Origin of the sequence: Vibrio vulnificus NBRC 15645 = ATCC 27562 (genome assembly GCF_002224265.1) — a bacterium.
In the GTDB taxonomy this organism is placed as follows: Bacteria; Pseudomonadota; Gammaproteobacteria; order Enterobacterales; family Vibrionaceae; genus Vibrio; species Vibrio vulnificus.
Genome location: NZ_CP012881.1, coordinates 421,612 through 442,324 on the forward strand (window position 1 = coordinate 421,612; position 20,713 = coordinate 442,324).

The 20,713-nt window shown below is 47.8% G+C and carries 15 protein-coding genes and 1 tRNA gene; 8 read left to right on the forward strand and 8 right to left on the reverse strand.

Annotated features, from left to right (window positions below; genetic code table 11):
• Window positions 1–57 precede the first annotated feature (57 nt).
• Window positions 58–1,392, reverse strand: a complete 1,335-nt coding sequence (locus tag AOT11_RS01870; RefSeq protein ID WP_017428849.1) for an Hpt domain-containing protein — start codon at window positions 1,390–1,392, stop codon at window positions 58–60.
• 114 nt (window positions 1,393–1,506) lie between these two features.
• Window positions 1,507–2,508, reverse strand: coding sequence for a nucleoid-associated protein YejK (gene yejK / locus AOT11_RS01875; protein WP_017428848.1), 1,002 nt, complete (start codon window positions 2,506–2,508; stop codon window positions 1,507–1,509).
• A gap of 84 nt (window positions 2,509–2,592) precedes the next feature.
• Between yejK and AOT11_RS01880 the strand changes: the two genes are divergently transcribed.
• The 7 genes from AOT11_RS01880 to AOT11_RS01910 all read left to right on the forward strand — a co-directional run bounded on the left by AOT11_RS01880 (window position 2,593) and on the right by AOT11_RS01910 (window position 9,452).
• On the forward strand, window positions 2,593–2,820 hold the full coding sequence (locus tag AOT11_RS01880) for a YejL family protein (protein ID WP_011149891.1): 228 nt from the start codon (window positions 2,593–2,595) through the stop codon (window positions 2,818–2,820).
• A 21-nt stretch (window positions 2,821–2,841) separates the two neighbouring features.
• Window positions 2,842–4,662: a DUF3413 domain-containing protein gene (locus AOT11_RS01885; RefSeq protein WP_017428847.1), complete on the forward strand. Its 1,821-nt coding sequence runs from the start codon at window positions 2,842–2,844 to the stop codon at window positions 4,660–4,662.
• 85 nt (window positions 4,663–4,747) lie between these two features.
• A tRNA-Ser gene (locus AOT11_RS01890) sits at window positions 4,748–4,838 on the forward strand.
• A gap of 299 nt (window positions 4,839–5,137) precedes the next feature.
• Window positions 5,138–5,800 carry a potassium channel family protein gene (locus AOT11_RS01895; protein ID WP_017428846.1) on the forward strand — a complete coding sequence of 221 codons (663 nt, stop codon included), beginning with the start codon at window positions 5,138–5,140 and terminating at the stop codon, window positions 5,798–5,800.
• Window positions 5,797–7,167, forward strand: coding sequence for a TrkH family potassium uptake protein (locus AOT11_RS01900; protein WP_017428845.1), 1,371 nt, complete (start codon window positions 5,797–5,799; stop codon window positions 7,165–7,167). Before AOT11_RS01895 ends, AOT11_RS01900 begins: the two co-directional genes overlap by 4 nt.
• Before the next feature lie 136 nt (window positions 7,168–7,303).
• Window positions 7,304–7,771 carry a NanQ anomerase/TabA/YiaL family protein gene (locus AOT11_RS01905; RefSeq protein WP_026050790.1) on the forward strand — a complete coding sequence of 156 codons (468 nt, stop codon included), beginning with the start codon at window positions 7,304–7,306 and terminating at the stop codon, window positions 7,769–7,771.
• 205 nt (window positions 7,772–7,976) lie between these two features.
• Window positions 7,977–9,452, forward strand: coding sequence for a phospholipase D family protein (locus AOT11_RS01910; RefSeq protein WP_049798014.1), 1,476 nt, complete (start codon window positions 7,977–7,979; stop codon window positions 9,450–9,452).
• Between the two features lie 23 nt (window positions 9,453–9,475).
• On the opposite strand, the gene AOT11_RS01915 is transcribed toward AOT11_RS01910, so the two are convergent.
• The 6 genes from AOT11_RS01915 to AOT11_RS01940 all read right to left on the reverse strand — a co-directional run bounded on the left by AOT11_RS01915 (window position 9,476) and on the right by AOT11_RS01940 (window position 18,565).
• Entirely contained in the window at window positions 9,476–10,390 is a 915-nt protein-coding gene (locus AOT11_RS01915; protein WP_017428843.1) for a diguanylate cyclase, read from the reverse strand.
• 38 nt (window positions 10,391–10,428) lie between these two features.
• Complete coding sequence (locus tag AOT11_RS01920; RefSeq protein ID WP_223848419.1) at window positions 10,429–12,579, reverse strand: hybrid sensor histidine kinase/response regulator; 2,151 nt, start codon at window positions 12,577–12,579, stop codon at window positions 10,429–10,431.
• A gap of 251 nt (window positions 12,580–12,830) precedes the next feature.
• Complete coding sequence (locus AOT11_RS01925) at window positions 12,831–13,769, reverse strand: histone deacetylase family protein (RefSeq protein ID WP_017428841.1); 939 nt, start codon at window positions 13,767–13,769, stop codon at window positions 12,831–12,833.
• A gap of 5 nt (window positions 13,770–13,774) precedes the next feature.
• Entirely contained in the window at window positions 13,775–15,745 is a 1,971-nt protein-coding gene (locus AOT11_RS01930) for a DNA topoisomerase III (RefSeq protein ID WP_026050788.1), read from the reverse strand.
• A gap of 85 nt (window positions 15,746–15,830) precedes the next feature.
• A complete protein-coding gene (locus AOT11_RS01935) occupies window positions 15,831–16,379 on the reverse strand; it encodes an NAD(P)H nitroreductase (RefSeq protein ID WP_017428839.1) in 549 nt (182 codons plus the stop codon).
• A 173-nt stretch (window positions 16,380–16,552) separates the two neighbouring features.
• Window positions 16,553–18,565, reverse strand: coding sequence for an NADPH-dependent 2,4-dienoyl-CoA reductase (locus AOT11_RS01940; protein WP_017428838.1), 2,013 nt, complete (start codon window positions 18,563–18,565; stop codon window positions 16,553–16,555).
• A 245-nt stretch (window positions 18,566–18,810) separates the two neighbouring features.
• On the opposite strand from AOT11_RS01940, the gene sppA reads away from it, so the two are divergent.
• Entirely contained in the window at window positions 18,811–20,661 is a 1,851-nt protein-coding gene (gene sppA / locus AOT11_RS01945) for a signal peptide peptidase SppA (RefSeq protein ID WP_026050787.1), read from the forward strand.
• The last annotated feature ends 52 nt before the right edge of the window (window positions 20,662–20,713 follow it).

Genomic DNA, 20,713 nt, shown 5'->3' on the forward strand with positions numbered 1-20,713 from the left:
GACAAAAAGAAAAGGACGACGAATATAACCAGTATAAGTCAGAGAAATATCAGCGTCTTATGATGAGATGATAATCTCGCGATTGAGAATGCGGTGCGCGTAAGCCACCGTTTTATCAATGCACTCTTTCAATTGCTGCAATTGTTGCTCTGTCGGTTCATGACCATGCTTCATGCTGGATTCAATCTCCATCGCCACTTTACGTAAAGCATCTGCACCAAGGCTGGCGGCAACCCCTTTCAGGCTGTGAACGATGCGCTGTGCAGTTTCGGGATCATCGCGATAGGTTGCAACAAAATTGCTGTGCTCATCCGCATGATCTTGGACAAACACGCTCAATAACATCTGCACCGATTCTTCATCGCCAGATAAAGAGTCCATCATCAGATCGATTTTAATCGGCGGCAGTTCTTCACTCCCTTGCGGTACTGCCGTGGTGGACATGGAACGGTTTCTGTCTATCTCTGTTCTCTGCTCAAGCAGAGCGGTGTCACTTTGACGGCTTGATTGCTCCTGCCTCTCCTCGGTTTGCACTGCTTCGGATGACAAGCGTTCTCTCAAGGTTTCTGTCGGTACGTGCAACACCTCATTTTCTGCCGATTGTTGTGGCGACTTCACTAACGTATTGCCCCAGTACAGTAACCACAACAAACCGAGAAAACAGAGCCCACTCACCGCAATCACAATCACGATGGATTGCAAAACAATATGGTGATACTGCTCTTCTAACCAAGATTGCTGGGCGTAGACTTCGTGGGTACTGACTTGATTGACCAGATGATTCACTTCGGCATTTTGCCCAAGTACCACCGCCGATTGGGCCAACAACTTTTGTAGCGGCACACGTTGCGCTTCTTCAAGTTCATTCGATAACAACACTAAGTTATCGATATCTTTGAATACTGGGCTTAAGCGCGTGCTGTTGCTTAACGTAGCCTCGGAAATATACGAGCCGAGTAAAGCAAAGGAGAGAATGGAATCCGCATGCGTTTGTTGAAGACGTTGGCGACGCACCTCAGCGACCAAGTCTGACAAGCGGGTGTCGATTTGCAAAATGGTTTTTACACTATCTATGTAGCGATCGGTGACGTGCAAAAACTGAGTAATATCCGGGGCAAAAAACGAGTGTACATAGGTTGCTTCGAGCTGAATACGCAACGCATAAATCAATTGCACATTCAGCGAAATTTCATCTAACTTTTGGATTCTTTGTTCACGCTTGTAAGAAAATGCCGCGTGCACTTCTTCAATTTTGTTCCCAACTTCCTCTACGGCATCGACCGCAGCACGCATGTTGGTGATTTGCATCCAAACAAACGCGACAGAGCACAACCACACCAAGGCAAGACCCAAAGAATAGCGAAATACCCATTTATTACTCAATCGAACCATGCTCCATCCTTGCACAGAGATTCCAAGTTGCTTTCATAAGCTTATAACACAATCCGCTAGGGTAATGTGAAGTCACAAAAAAAGAGAGCATCTCGCTCTCTTTCTTCATTTGTATTATCGATTTCGCGTCAGTTGGTCACGCAGATTTGGCGGCGTGCCTTTGATCGTCAGCGTATCGGTCTCTGGATCGTAGAAAATGCGCTCTCCCAGCAGCAAACTATCGAAGCTCACGTTGAGACCACCACCTGCCCCTACATACTTCGTTAACTTGCGTACTAAACCACGATCGGCAGGAAAACTCTCTTCCAAGCCATAGCCTTGTTCTTGCGTAAATTCTAAGAAGCTCGCGCCAGATGGGCTTGGTGGTAACTCGCCAGAAAGCTCGCGAATTTCCACTTCTTCGCCTGCTTTGATTTGGCCATTACAGTATTCATAGACTTGCTTCTTGTACTCGTTGACTTCTTGTTTTTCCAACTTTGCATCGGTACAGAAATCATCGAGCGCTTGCATCAACACTTGGTTTTGCTGCTTGCTGTCTAGGCCCACTTCCGCTTGCAAGAAATCGAGGAAGAAATCCGCCACTTTACGGCCAACTCGTCCCTTAATGTAAGAGAGATAACGGTTGGAATCTTTATCTGCTTCGTACACCGATAAATCAATACGCGCAGCGATGTCCATCTTATTGATGTCCAAATAATCGGTCGCGCTGATGTCCAACCCTTCTGTCACTTTCAAACTTTGATTAAGCGGCAATATACCCACGAACAAATAATCGGTCGCTAGGCTTTGGTACTCCGCAAACACAAGAATACCTTCGTCCGCAAACGGGTATTTTGCTAACTCTTCTTTCAGTCTTACGGCGCATTTTTGTGAGAAATCATAGAAATCCAGTTCGCCACGTTGTAATTCATTGAGCCAAATCTGAAATTCGCTGTCAGATTGGAAACACCCAAAGCCTTTTCCTGCTTTGGAATGAAACACGCGATGCAGCTCAGCGACCAGATTTTCTGTAGAAGAATCATTGACCAGGGACTCAGAACGGTAGTTTACCATTAGCTCATCCTGATCATTTTTACTAAGCTGATGCAGAATAACGTTTGAAAGATGCAGACTCATAGTATTTTATCTTGCTTCAAGGTTTTAGTTGCGAGGCATTGTAGGTTATCATAGGCCGCTTTTACTATCATTATTAGAGTTTTTATGCCGATTACATCGAAATACACAGACGAACAAGTAGAATCCATTCTTACTGAGATTGGAGCGGTGCTTGATAAGCACGGTGCAACACCAGAATTATCACTGATGATTGCCGGAAACATCGCAACAAACGTTCTTAATCAACAAGTTGCTGCTTCTCAACGTAAGCTAATTGCTGAAAAGTTTGCACAGGCACTGATCTCTTCTTTACAAGAACCAAAAACTCACTAATAACGGATAACAGAATCAGACATGGTTGACAGCGGAAACTCATACGGCGAGCGCGTATCCAGATTAGTTGGATGGGGTCACTGGTTCGCATTTTTCAATATCATTGCTGCGATGTTGATTGGTACGCGTTATATCACCCAGTCCCCTTGGCCAGAAACGCTACTCGGGCAATTTTATCTGGTTGTCTCTTGGGTTGGTCATTTTGGCTTTTTGGTGTTTGCCTTATACCTGCTGATTCTGTTTCCTTTAACTTTTTTATTGCCATCGCAGCGGTTATTCCGTTTAACTTCTGTGGTTTTTGCGACCACAGGATTGACGGTGCTGCTGATCGATACACAAGCGTATCAAAGCATCAACCTGCACCTAACCCCCGTGGTTTGGGAGTTGCTGTTTAGCGATGACAAATCCGCTCTCAGCGCCGATCTCCAGCATCTGTTTATTGTGCTTCCGCTGATCTTTTTCCTGCAACTTGGTTTGTCGGAATGGGTGTGGAAGAAACAACGTAAACTCGCACACAAACATATTGGCCGCCCATTAGCCGCCGTCTTCTTTGTCTGCTTTATTGTTAGTCATCTGATCTACATGTGGTCCGATGCTTATTTCTATAATCCCGTGACTAGCCAAAGAGCCAACTTCCCGTTGTCTTACCCAATGACAGCGAAAAGCTTTATGGAAAAACATGGTCTACTGGATCGTGATGAATACTTAAAACGTTTGGAAGCGAACGAAAACAACGTCGAGTTGGTGCGTTACCCATTAGACCAGCTAACGTTTAACCGTCGTGGTAACAACCTCAATGTACTGATGATCAGCGTAAACAATTTACGCAGCGATCGTCTTTCGGCAGAACAAATGCCAAATATGTTTGAGTTTGCCTCTAACAACCAATGGTTTACCAACCACTACAGCTCAAGTAACGATGGCTATGGCATTTTTGGCCTTTTCTATGGCCTGCCGACCAGCTACGCCAGCAGCATTAAAGCACAAGGCACCGCGCCCATTTTCTTGAAAGTCCTCCAAGATCACGGCTATCAATTTGGTTTGTTTAGCGGAAATGGCTTTAACGAGCCTTTGTATAGTGAAGTTATCTTCCGTAATCAGCATTTAGCGACGCAGATCGAAGCAGAGAAAAACGCGCAACAAGCGGTGACTCATTCCGATGCAAACGCGGTCGATGCGTGGAACGAATGGGTAGTAAACCAAGCAAAATCGCCTTGGTTCAGCTACATCGAAGTCACTGAACTCGATAATATTGAAACCGCTTCGCTGCCAACCACCGCCAACGCGAGCGATAAATTCAAGCAAGCTTATGATGTCGCAGTGCGACAAGCCGACAGCACGCTACAACGTATTTTTGCGACCCTAGATGAACAGCAGTTAAGCGATAACACCGTGGTGATCATCACCTCAAATCACGGCAGCGAGTTTAACGAAACCCAAACCAACAGCTGGGGCGCAAACAGTAACTACAGTCGTTACCAGTTACAGGTACCTATGGTGATTCATTGGCCAGGAAAGCTGCCTGCGCAATTTGGCCAAAGTACCAGTCATTTGGATCTCTCCGTTACCCTACTTCAAGACCTGATGGGTGTGGCGTCGAATCCGGCTGATTTCAGCTCTGGGCGAAATCTGTTTGATGAAAGTAAACGCCGCTGGATCCTCGCAGGTGATACGAGAGAAATCGCGCTGATCACACCAAATCAAACCACGGTTATCGATAAATTCGGTAATTTCAAACTGTACGATAACCACTATCAGAGAGTTCGCGACGACAGCCCGAAACTGCCAGTATTGATGCAAGGGCTCACTGAGTTACAGCGCTTTTACGCTAAAAGCAACTAAGCCGCTATTTGTTGGTGATTTTCTATTCACTTAGTATTCATAGGGCTTTACAAACGAATTACGGGCTTATATATTTACCCGCACTGGAGAGATGGCTGAGTGGTTGAAAGCACCGGTCTTGAAAACCGGCGTACGTTAATAGCGTACCTAGGGTTCAAATCCCTATCTCTCCGCCACTTTAGTAAAAGGGCCACTAAGATATTAGTGGCCCTTTTCGTTTCTATCGTATCCAGATTCGTTATCTCTCCGCTTCCCAAGTAATTCCATACACTGTTTCTCGTGCAAATCAGCAAAGGGATTTGTTCTGCTCAATCTTGAGTGTGTCGCTTCACGCATCACACTCGCCATCATGAAACATCGCTGTTTTTATGCACAACTTCCGTTAATCTTCTGTCAAATTCTCATCAATAAATTTGCACCGAAGTGAAATTAGGCGCAGACTTTTCTGCCGAAATCCATAGATTAAGAGGCGCTCATGAGACGAGCTGAAAAACAATTTGCGGTGATTGGCTTAGGTCGTTTTGGTCTGGCGGTGTGTCAGGAGTTGACCGATTCCGGTGCTCAAGTGCTGGCCATCGACGTTAATGAAGAACGCGTCAAGTTAGCTGCAAGTTTTGTCACTCAAGCTCTAGTGGCCAACTGTACACATGAAGAGACCATGGCAGAGCTGAAATTGGATGACTACGACATGGTGATGGTCGCCATTGGTGCGGATATGAACTCCAGCATTTTAGCCACTCTGATTGCCAAAGAAGCGGGGGTCAAATCAGTTTGGGTTAAAGCCAACGACAAGTTCCAAGCTCGAGTTTTGCAAAAAATCGGCGCAGACCACATCATCATGCCAGAGCGCGATATGGGGATCCGCGTGGCAAGGAAGATGCTCGACAAACGCGTTCTTGAATTTCATCCACTTGGCAGTGGCTTGGCCATGACTGAATTTGTGGTGGGGTCACGCTTAATGGGTAAAACCCTCGGTGAACTGGCATTGTGCAAAGTCCCCGGCGTGCAGGTACTTGGGTTTAAACGCGGCCCAGAACTGGTCAAAGCTCCAGAGTTAGATGTCGAACTCGAAATTGGTGACATGATCATTTTGGTTGGCCCACAAGACGCATTGGCAAACAAACTCAGTTCACTATGAATCCATTTTCTTCTAACAACGGCTTGTTTTACCTCGCCGATAAAGCATCGAAACAGAGCAAAGGGAATGAGCCTCGCATCATTCTGCTTAGCTTTTTGGCGGTACTATTACCCTCCGCAATCCTGCTGACATTGCCCGTTTTTTCTGTCTCGGGCTTGTCGATAACCGATGCGCTTTTTACCGCAACTTCCGCCATTAGTGTGACTGGACTTGGTGTGGTGGATACCGGTCAACACTTCACCTTAGCGGGAAAAATCTTGCTGATGCTGCTGATGCAAATCGGTGGTTTGGGGCAAATGACACTTTCTGCCGTGCTACTTTATATGTTTGGTGTGAAACTGAGTCTTCGCCAGCAAGCTTTGGCCAAGGAGGCACTTGGGCAAGATCGACAAGTGAATCTGCGGCGATTGGTTAAAAAAATCGTCGTCTTCGCTTTTGTCGCAGAGTTGATCGGTTTTGTGTTATTGGCGTTTCGTTGGGTGCCGGAGATGGGCTGGCAAAGCGGGCTGTTTTATGCCCTTTTCCACGCGATTTCTGCATTTAACAATGCTGGCTTTGCACTCTTTTCTGACAGCATGATGAGCTTCGTTGACGATCCTCTGGTCATCTTCACCCTCGCTGCACTGTTTATTTTCGGTGGCTTGGGGTTCACTGTGGTTGGGGATGTGTGGATGAACTGGCGACGCGGTTTTCACTTCCTGCATTTGCACACCAAAATCATGTTAGTCGCCACTCCTGCACTGCTCATTATTGGTACGCTCTTGTTCTTCGTCTTAGAGCAGCACAATGCCAGTACGATGGGCGAGTTAAGCACTTCTGGGCAGTGGCTTGCCGCCTTTTTCCAATCCGCCAGCGCGCGAACTGCGGGATTCAACAGTGTCGACCTCGCCCAGTTCACGCAACCAGCCCTACTGGTGATGATCGTGTTGATGCTAATTGGTGCAGGTTCAACCTCTACAGGTGGCGGGATCAAAGTCTCTACCTTCGCCGTTGCGTTTATGGCGACCTGGGCATTTTTGCGTCAAAAGAAACATGTGGTGATGTTTCAGCGCACCGTGAACTGGCCAACTGTGACCAAATCTCTCGCAATCATTGTGGTCAGCGGCGCAATTCTTACCACGGCGATGTTCTTACTCATGATCACCGAGCAAGCTCAGTTTGACAAAGTGATGTTTGAAACCATCTCTGCATTTGCCACGGTCGGTTTAACGGCAGGCTTAACCGCTGAGCTTTCGGAACCGGGCAAATACATCATGATCGTGGTGATGATCATCGGACGAATTGGGCCACTAACGCTGGCTTACATGCTGGCAAGGCCGGAACCCACCCTGATCAAATACCCTGAAGACACCGTATTGACGGGCTAACAAAGCACGCACAATATCTCATTTTAGAAACAGTGTTTTGAAAAATGACTGGTGTTCGCTTTCGCGAGCAGTAAAATCGTTGCAAGCCAGTAAAAACTGGTTTGCGACTTTTATTTTCTTTTTGGGGGTAATCACCGTGTTTGTCGGTAAAACAACAGAGCTCGCCTTTACATCTTGTCTCTCTTCAAATCTCAAGCAAATCATTGCGCAGGTGTTAGCTAAACTGGCTGAGCCAATTGAAGATGGGCGTCATGAGTTGGACGGCGACAATGCGTTCTTTCTGGTCATGAGTGACCATACTCAGCCGCTCGCGTTAAGAAAATCAGAATGCCACCAGCGCTACCTCGACGTACAAATTCTGTTAAGCGGGAAAGAGACGTTCGGCTACAGCTTGCAACCTTTTGAAGCGTTGGATGAAGATTATCTCGCAGAGCGAGACTTGGCATTTAGTCACCATGTTGTGGATGAAAAGTTTGTGACACTCGGCGAAAACGAGTTCATTATTTTCCCACCAGGGCAGCCTCATCGTCCTCTTATCGCGCCAGAAGGCGAAGGCTCACCCGTGCGTAAAGTGGTGATTAAAGTGGATGGCGCAACGCTTTAACCTCACTTAAGATCAGTATGATAAAACGATGCGCCACTCGCTTGGGCCGCATCGTTTCTCCCTCGAATATCGTGAGCTTTACTGGATTTAAACCTCACACAACTTGCATGCCTGCCGTGCCACTTCCAAACTATCTGAAGAATCCATTTTGGGGCTTGGTCCGTTGCGAACATTTATCCATAAAGCATTGACGTATTGTTCTGTGATGTTGCTCTGCGCGTGTACATCACTCGAAAATCACACGCCATTCGACAAGCAACCAAGCTACCAACTGGGCTACCAAGCAGACTCTCGCCTATCGGCCTATCTTAACCATCACCCTCAAGACAGAGAAAACTTAACCGCTTTTTTCCCCCTGGACAAAGGACATGATGCGCTCCTCGCGAGATTGGCGTTGATCGAGGCGGCCGATAAAACGCTCGATTTGCAATACTACATCTTCCGCGATGACGAAACCGGACAATTACTGACATGGCGTTTATTTGAAGCCGCCCAACGAGGGGTTCGAGTTAGAATTCTCCTCGATGATATGCAGAAAAGAAACGATAACGGATTGGCTCGATTAAGTGCTCATCCCAACATTCAGATTCGCTTGTTTAACCCGCATCAATATCGAACGGCACGCACGCTTGCAATGGCCAGCAATTTTTCACGACTAAATCGGCGCATGCACAATAAGTCCCTCACCGCAGACAGCGTGGTGGCCATTGTTGGGGGCCGTAACATCGGTAACGAGTATTTTTCGGTTAACTCCCCTGTCGAATTTGGGGATTTTGATTTGATGCTTTATGGCAACAGTGTTGAACAGACTGCCGAGCAATTTGATTTGTATTGGAACAGTCTCCATGCCGTGCCAATTGAGTGGCTCACCGACAACCCCATCTCGGTTACCGAAGCGGAACTGCAAACTTGGCTAAAGGAAGCACAGCTAGAACAAAAGTTTACTCAAGGACAATACGACTTTACTCAGTTGCAACTGTACGAACAGTTTACCGACAAGAGTTTAGTTTGGTATTGGGGTAAAGGGCAGGTTTGGTATGATCTGCCTGACAAAGTAGACACGCAAGCACCACAATTGGCAGACAACCTCGCTTCGCTGTTAAGAACCGTGAAGGATTCCCTCGTCCTTATCTCGCCCTATTTCGTTCCAACGGAACGAGGTACACAAGCCTTGGTAGAAGCGGCTCAACGCGGCGTCGACATCACCATTGTCACCAACAGCTTGGCCTCAAATGACGTCTTTGCCGTGCACGGTTGGTACGCCAAGTATCGACAAGACCTTGTTGAAGCGGGCATTCAGTTATGGGAAACCAAAGCCAGCGCAAGAATCGACAGCAAATGGAGTTTCACCGGAAGCAGTCGCTCAAGCCTGCATGCCAAAGTGCTGTTAATCGACCACCGATTGCTGTTTGCCGGCTCCATGAACTGGGATCCTCGTTCGGCTTTGCTCAACACCGAAATGGCAGCAGTGATCGAACATCCTGATTATGTTCAAGCATCAGAAGCCAAATTGCCCATGGGTTTAAAAACCAATGCCTATCAGGTGCGAATGAAAAAAGGTCAAGTGGCTTGGTTTGATCACCAATCTCAAGCCTGGTTTGATTCAGAACCGGAAGCCACGGTATGGCGGAAAATCGGCGCTTGGTTTGCTGGCATTTTACCTATTGAAGAGCAACTTTAGACCTAACAAGCAATGCTGCCCCTTTACAGTTCGCGGCTCTCCATGGCGCGGCTTGATACAACGCGATTTTTGCCACTCTTTTTGCCTTGATACATTGCAGCATCGGCTTGGCGAATAACCTGATGAAACGAGAGTGCACCAAGATTGCACGCGACTCCGAAACTTGCGGTGAAGTGGTAAGCACCCAGCGCGCCCTTCGATTCATTGAACTCATATTGAATACCAGCAGCCAGATCGTAGGCGCGTTTGACATCAAAGTTCGGCAGTAAGATCAGGAACTCCTCCCCTCCCCACCTTGCGCAATAACCATGCTGCCCAATGACTCTGCGAGTAATCTCAGCAATTCTCACTAAAACTTCGTCTCCGACGTGATGCCCATATTGATCATTGATGGTCTTGAAATTATCGATATCAAACAAAATCAGGGCAAAGTTTCCTGACACTTTCCCCGCCATATCGGCAAGATAGCGACGGTTGACCAACCCCGTCAGTGCATCGGTGGTCGCCATTCTTTTAAGTTGTTCATTTTGTTCGATCAATGCGCGCTGCAATGTCACCAATCCCGCATGAGTACGAACTCTGGCCAACACTTCCATCACTTCGAAAGGCTTTTGAATATAATCGACGCCACCGATCTGAAATGCGCGCACTTTATCTTGAACATGATCTAAGGCGCTGAGAAAGATCACCGGGATATCTTGTGTCGAGGGATCCTTTTTTAGCTGTCGACACAGCTCATAGCCATCCACCTCTGGCATCATGATATCGAGTAATATCAAGTCAGGTTTCTTTTTTTGGCACATGCGTAATGCACTCTTGGCACTCAAAGCACCTTTCACCAAATAGCCTTCGTTTTGCAGCAACTGACTTAAAAGCTTGACGTTATCAACGGTATCATCGACAACCAGAATTTCCGTATTCGATGGTTCTACTTTCATCTGCTTTCATTGCGACGCTTTTCCCGCAATGCCCTTTTTTATTCTTGAAATAACTCGTAAAGCTCATCAAATTGATAGTTCTCTACCAAGCTGTTTAGACGAGTGCGAACCTCACTGTTCGCTATCGTTTGTTCGAACAAGTAATAGAGCTCCTGCTGTTGCCCTTGCTCTATCGCTTCAACAATATCTTGAGTCGACTCGTTGGTTAAATCATCCAAAAAGCTCAGATCCAAGTCATCGAATGATATGTTCTCTGCCTCGTCTTGCCCCTGCTCATAGTCATAATCGAGATCGAGATGCTTCTTCATCATGTAAAACAAATCTTGCGGCATAAACGGCTTACGCGCAAAATCATCCATACCTGATGCTAACATCTCTTCTATCTCGTCATTAAAGACACTGGCGGTCAGGGCAACAATTTTTACCTGGCTGTTCTCTGAGGCGGCGCGGATTTCTTTGGTTGCTTGCAAGCCATCTTTTTTCGGCATGCGGCGATCCATCCAAATAAAATCCGGGCTCCAGCTCTTATGCAGAGCAACCGCTTCTTCGCCGTCTCTGGCCAGTTTGACGGTAAAGCCCGCTTGCTGCAAAAGCGTGGCAAGCAGCGTCTGGTTGTCCAGCTGATCTTCTGCGATCAAAATCTTAGGACTGAATGAGCCACTTTTTAACCCTAAGACTCGGGGCAAATTCGCAGGCTTGTTCTCGACCAAATGCTCACTGGTTTCCATCACAAGACTGAATGAGAAAGTAGAGCCTCGATGAAGCTCACTTTTGAGCACCAACTGGCCTCCCATCAGTTCGACAAACTGCTTACTGATGCTCAATCCAAGCCCTGTGCCATTTTGCGTAATATCAGAGTCCAATTGCTCAAAAGGTTGGAAGACGCGTCCTTGGTTTTCTTCACTAATACCAATGCCCGTATCACTCACTTCAAACGTTACTTTGTGCTGGCCATTTTGCAAAGCTTCGCTGGCTATGTTTAAACGGACATTGCCTCGATATGTAAATTTAATCGCATTTCCCAGCAAGTTGATCAGCACTTGTCGCGTTTTCACGACATCACCTAATACAAAATGCGGCACTGAATCTTCAACGCGGCAGTGCAATGTCAGTTGCTTTTGCATTGCCTTCATCTGCATGAGGTCATTAATCTCTTCAGAAACTTCTCGGAAGTTAAACCACTTGCGCTCTACTACACTATGGCCAGCGTCGATCTTTGACATGTCCAACACATCATTGATCAGCGATAACAGGTGCTCACCAGAACGGTTAATGATATCGAGATATTCGTGATGTTTTGCAGTTAAGCGTTGGTCGCACTTCATCAACTGCGTATAGCCCAACACGGCATTCAACGGTGTGCGAAGCTCATGACTCATGTTAGCCAAAAAGATCGATTTTGCACGGTTTGCCACTTCCGCTTTGTCTTTGGTTTCAGAAAGGCTCTGTTGCAGGCGCTTGAGTTTATCGATATCAACATGGATGCCGTTCATGCGCACAGGGACACCATCTTGATCGCGCTCGAACACTCGCCCAAGATCTAAAATCCATTTCCACTGACCATCACCGCAACGTACACGAAATTCGGCATGGTAGAGTTCCGTCTCACCGTCTAAATGGGCTTGAATCTTATCTGTGGTTTCAGCCACGTCATCGGGATGAACGATTTCAGACCATTTTTCGATGCCATTGATGATCTCAGAAAACAAAGCATCGTCAGAAAACAAATGATCGGGATCGAGTTTTTTCTGTATCGCCCACGTTTTATTGCCAATGATACAGCCCGTTGACGGATTAAAATCCCAAATGCCCAAATTCGCGCCCTGGGCAGCGAAGTCGAGCCGTTCAATATCACGACGTAAGCGCGCATTTTCGTCTCTGAGCGCATCATCACAAACGGCTTCTTGTAACCATAAATCGAAGCCACCTTGCGTTCTTGGGCTTGCAGAAAGCGTCCAATGCGTCGCGCGGGAAGACATGATGCTGAGTGGCGGGGATTGAGCAGAAAGCTGCTTTACCCATTCATGAAAGGTTCGACTGGAGTGAGCGCACGTGAGTGCTTCCCCTACCATCAAGGGTTGAAGCCAAAGCTCGCAAGACTGTGCTTGCTGGTTATACGCTTCAATCCATCCCTCGTGGGTGATTGAAAGCCAACCAATGGGCAGCGTTTCGGGACAAATCGTTACCATTGCCATTCCCTTGCTCAATGCCCTTCGAGGACATTGTCCTTTGATTGCTTGCTCTTGTTAACGAGGACTAAGAAAACCTAACGCCCATCTTCGAAGTAAGGCCATCTCCACTCGTTATTGTGCAAAACATCATCATACTAAACATATGAGCGTACGCTTATTTAATTAATTCAAATTCATAGTGAAAGTTGATGCATAGCACACTTTGTCAAAACAACGTTTTCGAGCAAAAATCTTGGCACGAATATGCATCAATCTCGTGTCGAACGATACACATCGTACGCCGCGTGGAGCAGTTGCAAATGCAGCGGCACCAGCGATTCATGATCCGTTCGATATCCACCACCCACCACCGCTGCAACCGGGATAGCATTGGCTTTCGCCTGCCCAAAGAGAAAGACATCACGTTGATACAAAGCGTCTGTGGATACATTGAGATAGCCCAACTCATCGTCGACATGAATGTCGACACCGGCATCGTAGATAATGAGATCCGGTTGATGGAGACGTATCGCCATCGGAACCACCTCTTTAAACGCCGCAAGAAACGCGTCATCACCACACTCTCTTGGTAAACCAATATCGAGATCAGAATCCGGCTTGCGGGCAGGGAAGTTCTTATCGCAATGGAAAGAAAGCGTCACAATGTCGTCGCGCCGTTGGCATAAAGTGGCCGTCCCATCGCCATGATGTACATCACTATCGATGATCAACACTTTGTCGACGGAAACATGTTCCAATGCTTTGTGTGCAGCCATCACAAGATCGTTGAACAAGCAAAAACCGCTGCCATAGTCGAAATGGGCATGGTGATACCCGCCACTAAGATGAATCGCAACGCCATGTTGTAAGGCTTTTTCCGCTGTCAGCACGGTTCCGGCGGTCGAGGTTAACGTACGTTCAATCAGTTGTTCGCTCCAAGGAAAACCGATTCTGCGCATTTTCGCTGCAGGCAATAAGCCAGTCGTCAGCAGATCCACGTATTCTTGTTGGTGAACTTGTTTGATGGCTTCAATCGACAACGCTTCAGGCTGATAAAAAGCAAATGCCCGCTGCCACTCGAGATGCTGTTGCTGATATCTACACACCGCTTGATAGAGATGGTGATATTTCATGATCGGGTAACGATGCCCCTCTGGCAGTGGCAACTGAGAGTAGATTGGGTGATAAATCAGAGGAATGCTCATCATGGGGTTTAAGCCGACTTGTTGGTTCTGTTTTTGGTCGCGGTTGATGCCGTTTTCTTGCTGGTACTGGCGCGTCTCTTGCGCTTAAACGCTGGGCGCTCCACTGGTGGTAGTTGACGCAGCGAACTCGGCACGGGCGATGTCTTGACCTGCTGCATTAATTCCGAAATACGCTGTTGCAAGGCTGCCATAAAAGGCTGGTAGGCTTGATTGCGTTCAGCCATGCCCTGCAATTGGTGCTCCCAGTGGGCCGTCATGTCCGGATAGGTTGATTCTTGTGGCAACGCATGGATTAACCCTCTCCCTGCCGGGGTACTAAGAATGGCTTTGCCTTGCCGAGAGAGTAACTGACGTTTAAACAGAGTATCAAGTATGCCCGCTCTGGTCGCTTCTGTACCTAATCCGTCGGTCTCTCTTAAGATTTTTTTCAGTTCTTTATCACTGACGTAACGTGCAATTCCCGTCATCGCCTGCAATAAGGTCGCTTCGGTAAAGTGCTTTGGCGGCTCGGTTTTGCAGTCTTTGATTACCCCTTCTCGACAGGTAAGTACCGTGCCTTTCGCAAGTGGTGGTACGGTATCTGCACCATCCTCTTCTTTTTCTGTTGCTCCCGTGAGTGCTTTCCAACCAGCGAACGTCAATTGGCGACCTTTCGCAATAAAGACACCACCGGCAATCTCAAACACCAATTTTGCTTCAGCGTATGTGGCTGCGGGATAGAACTGCATCAAATACTGTCTGGCGATCAATTGATAGATCTTCATTTCGTAGCCAGACAGCGCGTTAACACTGGCTTGTTTCGGCGTGGGGATAATCGCATGGTGGGCTTCAACTTTGCTATCGTTCCACGCTTTCGATTTTAAAGAAAGGTCAGCGCCACTCACCGCATCGGCCAGCTCTTTCGCATTATTGGCAATGGCTTGGCTGACACTGGCGGCCTGCGCATAGTGCTCTTTAGGCAGATAGCGGTTATCCGAGCGTGGATAGGTGATCAGTTTGTGCTTTTCATACAGTGACTGACACGTATCCAGCACCTGTTGTGCACTCATGCCATAGCGTTTAGCCGCATCAATTTGCAACGCTGACAGTGAATAAGGCAAAGGCGGGGCTTGCTTGGTCTGTTTATGTTCTGATTCCGTCACGGTAGCGGGTTGATTGGCAATACGACTGGCGACGTTTTCCACCAGTTTACGACTCAAGACTCGCCCTTCTTCGTCTTGCCAAGGTTGGCAAGCTTCGCTCGGTTTCCAACGTGCTTTGATGTCAAACCGCTCACTGTCATTCTGATAAGGGATCAGCGCGTGAAGAGTGAAGAAATCACGCGGTACGAAATTTTCGATTTCCTCATCACGGCGCACCACCAGCCCCAATACCGGTGTTTGCACTCGTCCGACAGACAGCACACCTTGATAGCCTGCTTTTTGCCCCAACAAAGTGTAAGCACGTGACATGTTCATGCCATACAGCCAATCAGCCCGAGAACGTGCCAGTGCGGAAACCGACAGAGGAACAAAGTCACGATTGCTGCGTAGACTACTCAACGCGCGCTTAACCGCAGGCAGGTTGAGATCGCTGATCAACAATCGCTGGGTTTGTGCTTTTTTGGTTTGGCTCAGTTTGCAGTAATCCAGTACTTCATCCACCAGCAATTGCCCTTCTCTGTCAGGGTCACCCGCGTGGATCACTTCACTTGCGTCTTTTAGTAGCTTGCGAATCACGGTCAATTGTTTACTGGCCGATGGACGTGGGCGCAGTTGCCATTGCTCAGGGATGATGGGCAAATCCGCCATATTCCATTTTTTATAGCGTTCGTCGTAAGCATCGGGCTCAACTTGCTCAAGCAAATGTCCAATACACCACGTCACGATGTCACCATTGCCACAGCGAATAAAGCCTTGTTCTTTCTTTTGCGGATTGGGCAATGCCGCTGCAATAGCGCGGCCTAAGCTGGGTTTTTCAGCAATAAACAGACGGGTCATAACAAATTTTTCGAGCTCAACAAACAAAGGGCCACATTAGCGGATGTGGCCCTTAAAAATCAACAAAAACTGTATGTATAGACAGTTATAGATACTCAACAAATTTAGCCAGATCACGCTCTGGTACTTTCATCGCGGAACATTCTGCGCTGCCCAAGTAGAGGAAGCCCACAATGGCATCGTCTCCCTGTAAGCCAAACGCTTGTTTCACTTCCGTATCGAACATCCATTCACCTGAGCGCCAAAAACCTTGGAATCCTTGAGCCACTGCGGCCATTTGCATTGCTTGCACCGCACAACCCGCGGAAAGATGCTGTTCAAATGCAGGGACTTTTTCACTCTCAGTGACTTTCGCAATCACGGTGATCACCATCGGCGCACGAAATGGGGCATTTTTCACTTTTTCCACCACCGACTCTTCACTGCCTTTGGCCTGTGCCGCTTTTACTAGAACGTCGGACAGCTTATGCAGGCCAGAGCCTTGCGCGATGACAAAGCGCCAAGGCGTCAGCGCACCGTGATCTGGTGCTCTTAATCCTGCACGAATGATATTTTCAAGTGCTTTGCCTTCTGGGGCTGGAGCGGCCAATTTGCCAATAGAACGACGATTAAGTAGAAGATCGAGAGCGTCCATCCAAGAATCCTTATAGTGGTATCGATTTGCGTTTACACTTTAGCATAGTTCACTACACCATATAACCGCCTGTTTATTGTGGAAATTCACGATTTACGCAACAACTGGTCAAACAAAAATACCGCGAATCACTTCGCGGCATTTTTTATGTTCAAACCATCAACCTTCACCGGCTAAAGTTTTGTCGCAAGCGTGACCCCTTGCTTAATCGCGCGAACCGCATCCAGCTCTCCGGCGTAATCGGCTCCACCAATTACATGCAGCTTATCGCCAAGCTCGTGCCATTTGTCTTCAAATGGGCGAACCGATTCTTGGCCTGCACAAATGATGATGGTGTCGGCATCGAGCAACTGCTTCTTACCATTGAGGGTAATTTCCAATCCCTCAGGCTTGATACCGTCGTAACTCACGCCCCCGAGCAAATTCACACCACGTTTTTCCAATGTGCGCTTATGAATCCAACCCGTGGTTTTTCCCGGTCCTTTGCCTACCGCGCCTTTACGACGTTGCAGCAACCACACCGTTTTGTCACTCATCGCATCCGGGAATGGATACAAGCCGCCCGGTTGCGTCATCTCTTTATCAATGCCCCATTCTTGTAGCCAGTCGTCTAGATTGTGCTGAGCGGGTTCTGTGACCATGCTCGCGACATCAACACCAATCCCCCCTGCACCGACAATCGCTATCTTGTTGCCGACTGGGGTTTTCTCACGGATCAATGTTTGATAATCGATCACTTTACTGCTTTCAGTTAGGCCGTCAATTTTCACTTTGCGCGGTTCAACCCCAGTGGCGAGCACCACTTCATCGTACTCTTTGAGCAGTTCTAACGTAGCATCGGTATCGAGGCGTAAGTTCACTCCTGTTTCGTCAATCATATTGGCGAAGTAGCGAATGGTTTCACGAAATTCTTCTTTGCCAGGGATCTGCATCGCGAGGCGGAACTGACCACCAATGCGATCATTTCGTTCAATCAAATCAACACTATGACCACGTTGCGCTAAGGTGGTTGAACACGCTAACCCAGCAGGGCCTGCGCCCACCACCGCGATGCGTTTTTTCTCACTCGCAGGCTTCACCACCAACTCGGTTTCATGACATGCCAGTGGGTTAACCAAACAACTGGCCCGCTTGCCCTTGAATACGTTGTCCAAACACGCTTGATTGCAGCCAATACAGGTATTGATGAGGTGAGATTTCGCTTGCTCCGCTTTGGCAATGAAATGCGGATCTGCGAGGAAAGGTCGCGCCATCGACACCATGTCCGCTTGACCAGAAGCAAGAATGCGCTCGGCTTCTTCTGGAGTGTTGATGCGGTTGCAGGTCACGATCGGCACAGAGACATGCGGCTTCACTTTCTCAGTCACCCATGTGAAGGCGCCACGAGGCACTTGCGTTGCGATGGTAGGTACTCGAGCTTCATGCCAGCCGATGCCGGTGTTAATGATCGTCACCCCTGCGTCTTCGAGCGCTTTGGCGAGCATAATCACATCTTCAAACGTGCTGCCTTGCTCCACCAAATCTAGCATTGATAGTCGGAAAATAATGATGAAGTCACTGCCTACAGCTTTGCGCACCGCTTTAACGATTTCTACAGCAAAACGCATGCGTTTTTTGTAGGTACCGCCCCACTCGTCATAACGCATATTAGTACGCTTACACAGGAATTGGTTGATCAGGTAACCTTCGGAACCCATGATCTCTACCCCATCGTATCCCGCCAGTTGTGCGAGACCTGCGCTGTTGGCGAACGCTTCGATGGTTTTGCGAATCTGTCTTGGGCTCATTTCGCTGGGTGCAAACTTCGCGATAGGCGCTTTGATGCCAGAGGCACTTTGCGCAAAAGGATGCATCGCGTAGCGGCCAGCATGCAGGATCTGCAACGCAATTTTTCCACCATGTTTGTGCACGGCTTCCGTCACCACTTTATGCGCTTGAGCGTGTTTGGGTTTACTAAATTCCGCACTCAGCGGGTGCAGACGACCGCGTAAATTCGGTGAAAAACCGCCCGTCACAATCAGACCGACGCCACCTTTGGCACGCTCTTCGTAAAACGCAGCGAGTTTTTGTAAGCCTTCCTTATGCTCCTCAAGGCCTGTATGCATCGAACCCATGAGCACTCGATTTCGCAGTTGAGTGAATCCGAGATCCAAAGGCTGTAACAAATGTGGGTACATGGCAGACATGACAAACTTCCATTTTTATTATCGTGGTCAGACCAGAGTATGAGCTCTTATCTAAAAAATCAAACGTGCGTTTACATTTTTGTAACACCGATCAATCTTAAGTGAGCTATGCCATTTGGATTATTTGCGTGTTAAGCTTTGATAACTGTTATCTTTTGCATGACTTATTGATGGCGTTGGCGCCAGTTTGGCGATCATTTCGATCTTTCATGTGAATGGCTGAGACATCTCGTTACGGAGAAACAATGAAATCATTATTCAAACTCATCGGTTTGGTTTTTAAAGGAATATGGAAAGCCATTACCTTTGTGCGTCTCGCACTCACCAACCTGATTTTTCTACTGTCTATTGCGCTCGTTTACTTTATCTATTTCTACGGCCATGACACGCAGCCTCAGGTTGAGCAGCCTTCCGCATTGGTGCTGAACCTATCCGGCCCTATCGTCGAACAAAGCCTTTACATCAATCCGATGGATTCCTTTGCAGGTTCGCTGTTTGGGGAAGAGATTCCTAAAGAGAACGTATTGTTTGATGTGGTGGACACCATTCGCTATGCCAAAGACGACGAAAAGATCACCGGTTTGGTATTGTCATTACGCGATATGCCGGAGACCAATCTCACCAAGCTGCGTTACATTGCCAAAGCACTCAATGAATTTAAGGCTTCTGGCAAGCCTATTTATGCGGTTGGCGCCTTTTATAACCAAAGCCAATATTATCTCGCTAGCTACGCAGATAAGATCTACCTTGCCCCCGATGGCGGGGTTATGCTGAAAGGCTATAGCGCTTTTAATCTCTATTACAAAACGCTTCTCGAAAAGCTCGATGTGACAACGCATGTTTTCCGTGTTGGCACTTATAAATCAGCGATTGAGCCGTTTGTACGTGATGATATGTCACCTGCTGCTAAGGAATCTGCGACACGTTGGTTGACTCAACTGTGGGGCGCTTTCGTGGACGATGTGGCAAATAATCGCCAGATTGACCCAAAAACACTCAATCCTTCGATGGAAGAGTTTTTGTCTCAGTTGAAATCCGTCAACGGTGATCTCGCGGCTCTTTCCATCAAACTTGGTTTGGTCGATGAACTCGCAACTCGCCAACAATTAAGAACGCAACTGGCTGAGAAATTTGGCGCAAGCGGGGATGACAGCTACAAAGCCATCAGCTACTACGACTACCGAGCAACCATGCGCGATAACTTTGATGTGAATGCCGATGATATTGCCATTGTCGTCGCCAGCGGCACCATCATGGATGGTCAACAACCGCGTGGTACAGTGGGTGGCGATACCGTTGCCGGATTACTGCGTCAAGCTCGTAACGATGACAAAGTGAAAGCGGTGGTATTGCGTGTGGATAGCCCCGGAGGCAGCGCATTCGCTTCAGAAGTGATTCGTAACGAAGTCCAGGCACTAAAAGACGCTGGCAAGCCAATTGTGGTGTCCATGTCTAGCCTAGCTGCATCCGGCGGATATTGGATCTCAATGAGCGCGGATAAGATTATTGCTCAACCGACAACGCTCACTGGCTCGATTGGTATTTTTAGCGTCATTACTACCTTTGAAAAAGGCTTCAATAAACTCGGTATCTACACCGATGGTGTTGGTACATCGCCATTCTCTGGTGAAGGCATCTCGACAGGCCTTTCAAAAGGGGCATCACAAGCGTTCCAAATGGGCATTGAACACGGTTACCAACGTTTTATCAGCCTAGTCGGTAACAATCGCGATCTGTCATTGGATGCGGTGGATAAAGTGGCCCAAGGCCGAGTGTGGACGGGCTACGACGCGCTGCAACACAGGTTGGTTGACCAAATCGGCGATTTCGATGACGCCGTTGCAGAAGCAGCAAAAATGGCTCAACTAGAAAACTACAACCTTTACTGGGTCGAAGAACCGCTCTCACCGACTGAGCAGTTTATCCAAGAGTTTATGAAGCAAGTGAAAATCTCTATGGGCGTCGATATTCAAAGCATACTGCCACCGAGCTTACAGCCTGTCGCCCAACAAATGGAGCAGCACGCTTCGCTGTTGCAAAATTTTAACGATCCGAAAGGCTACTACGCCTTCTGTTTGAACTGCGAAGTGCAGTAGAAGTAAGAAGTGAGAGGCATCTGTGTAGCAGATGCCTCTTTTTCTTAGCCAA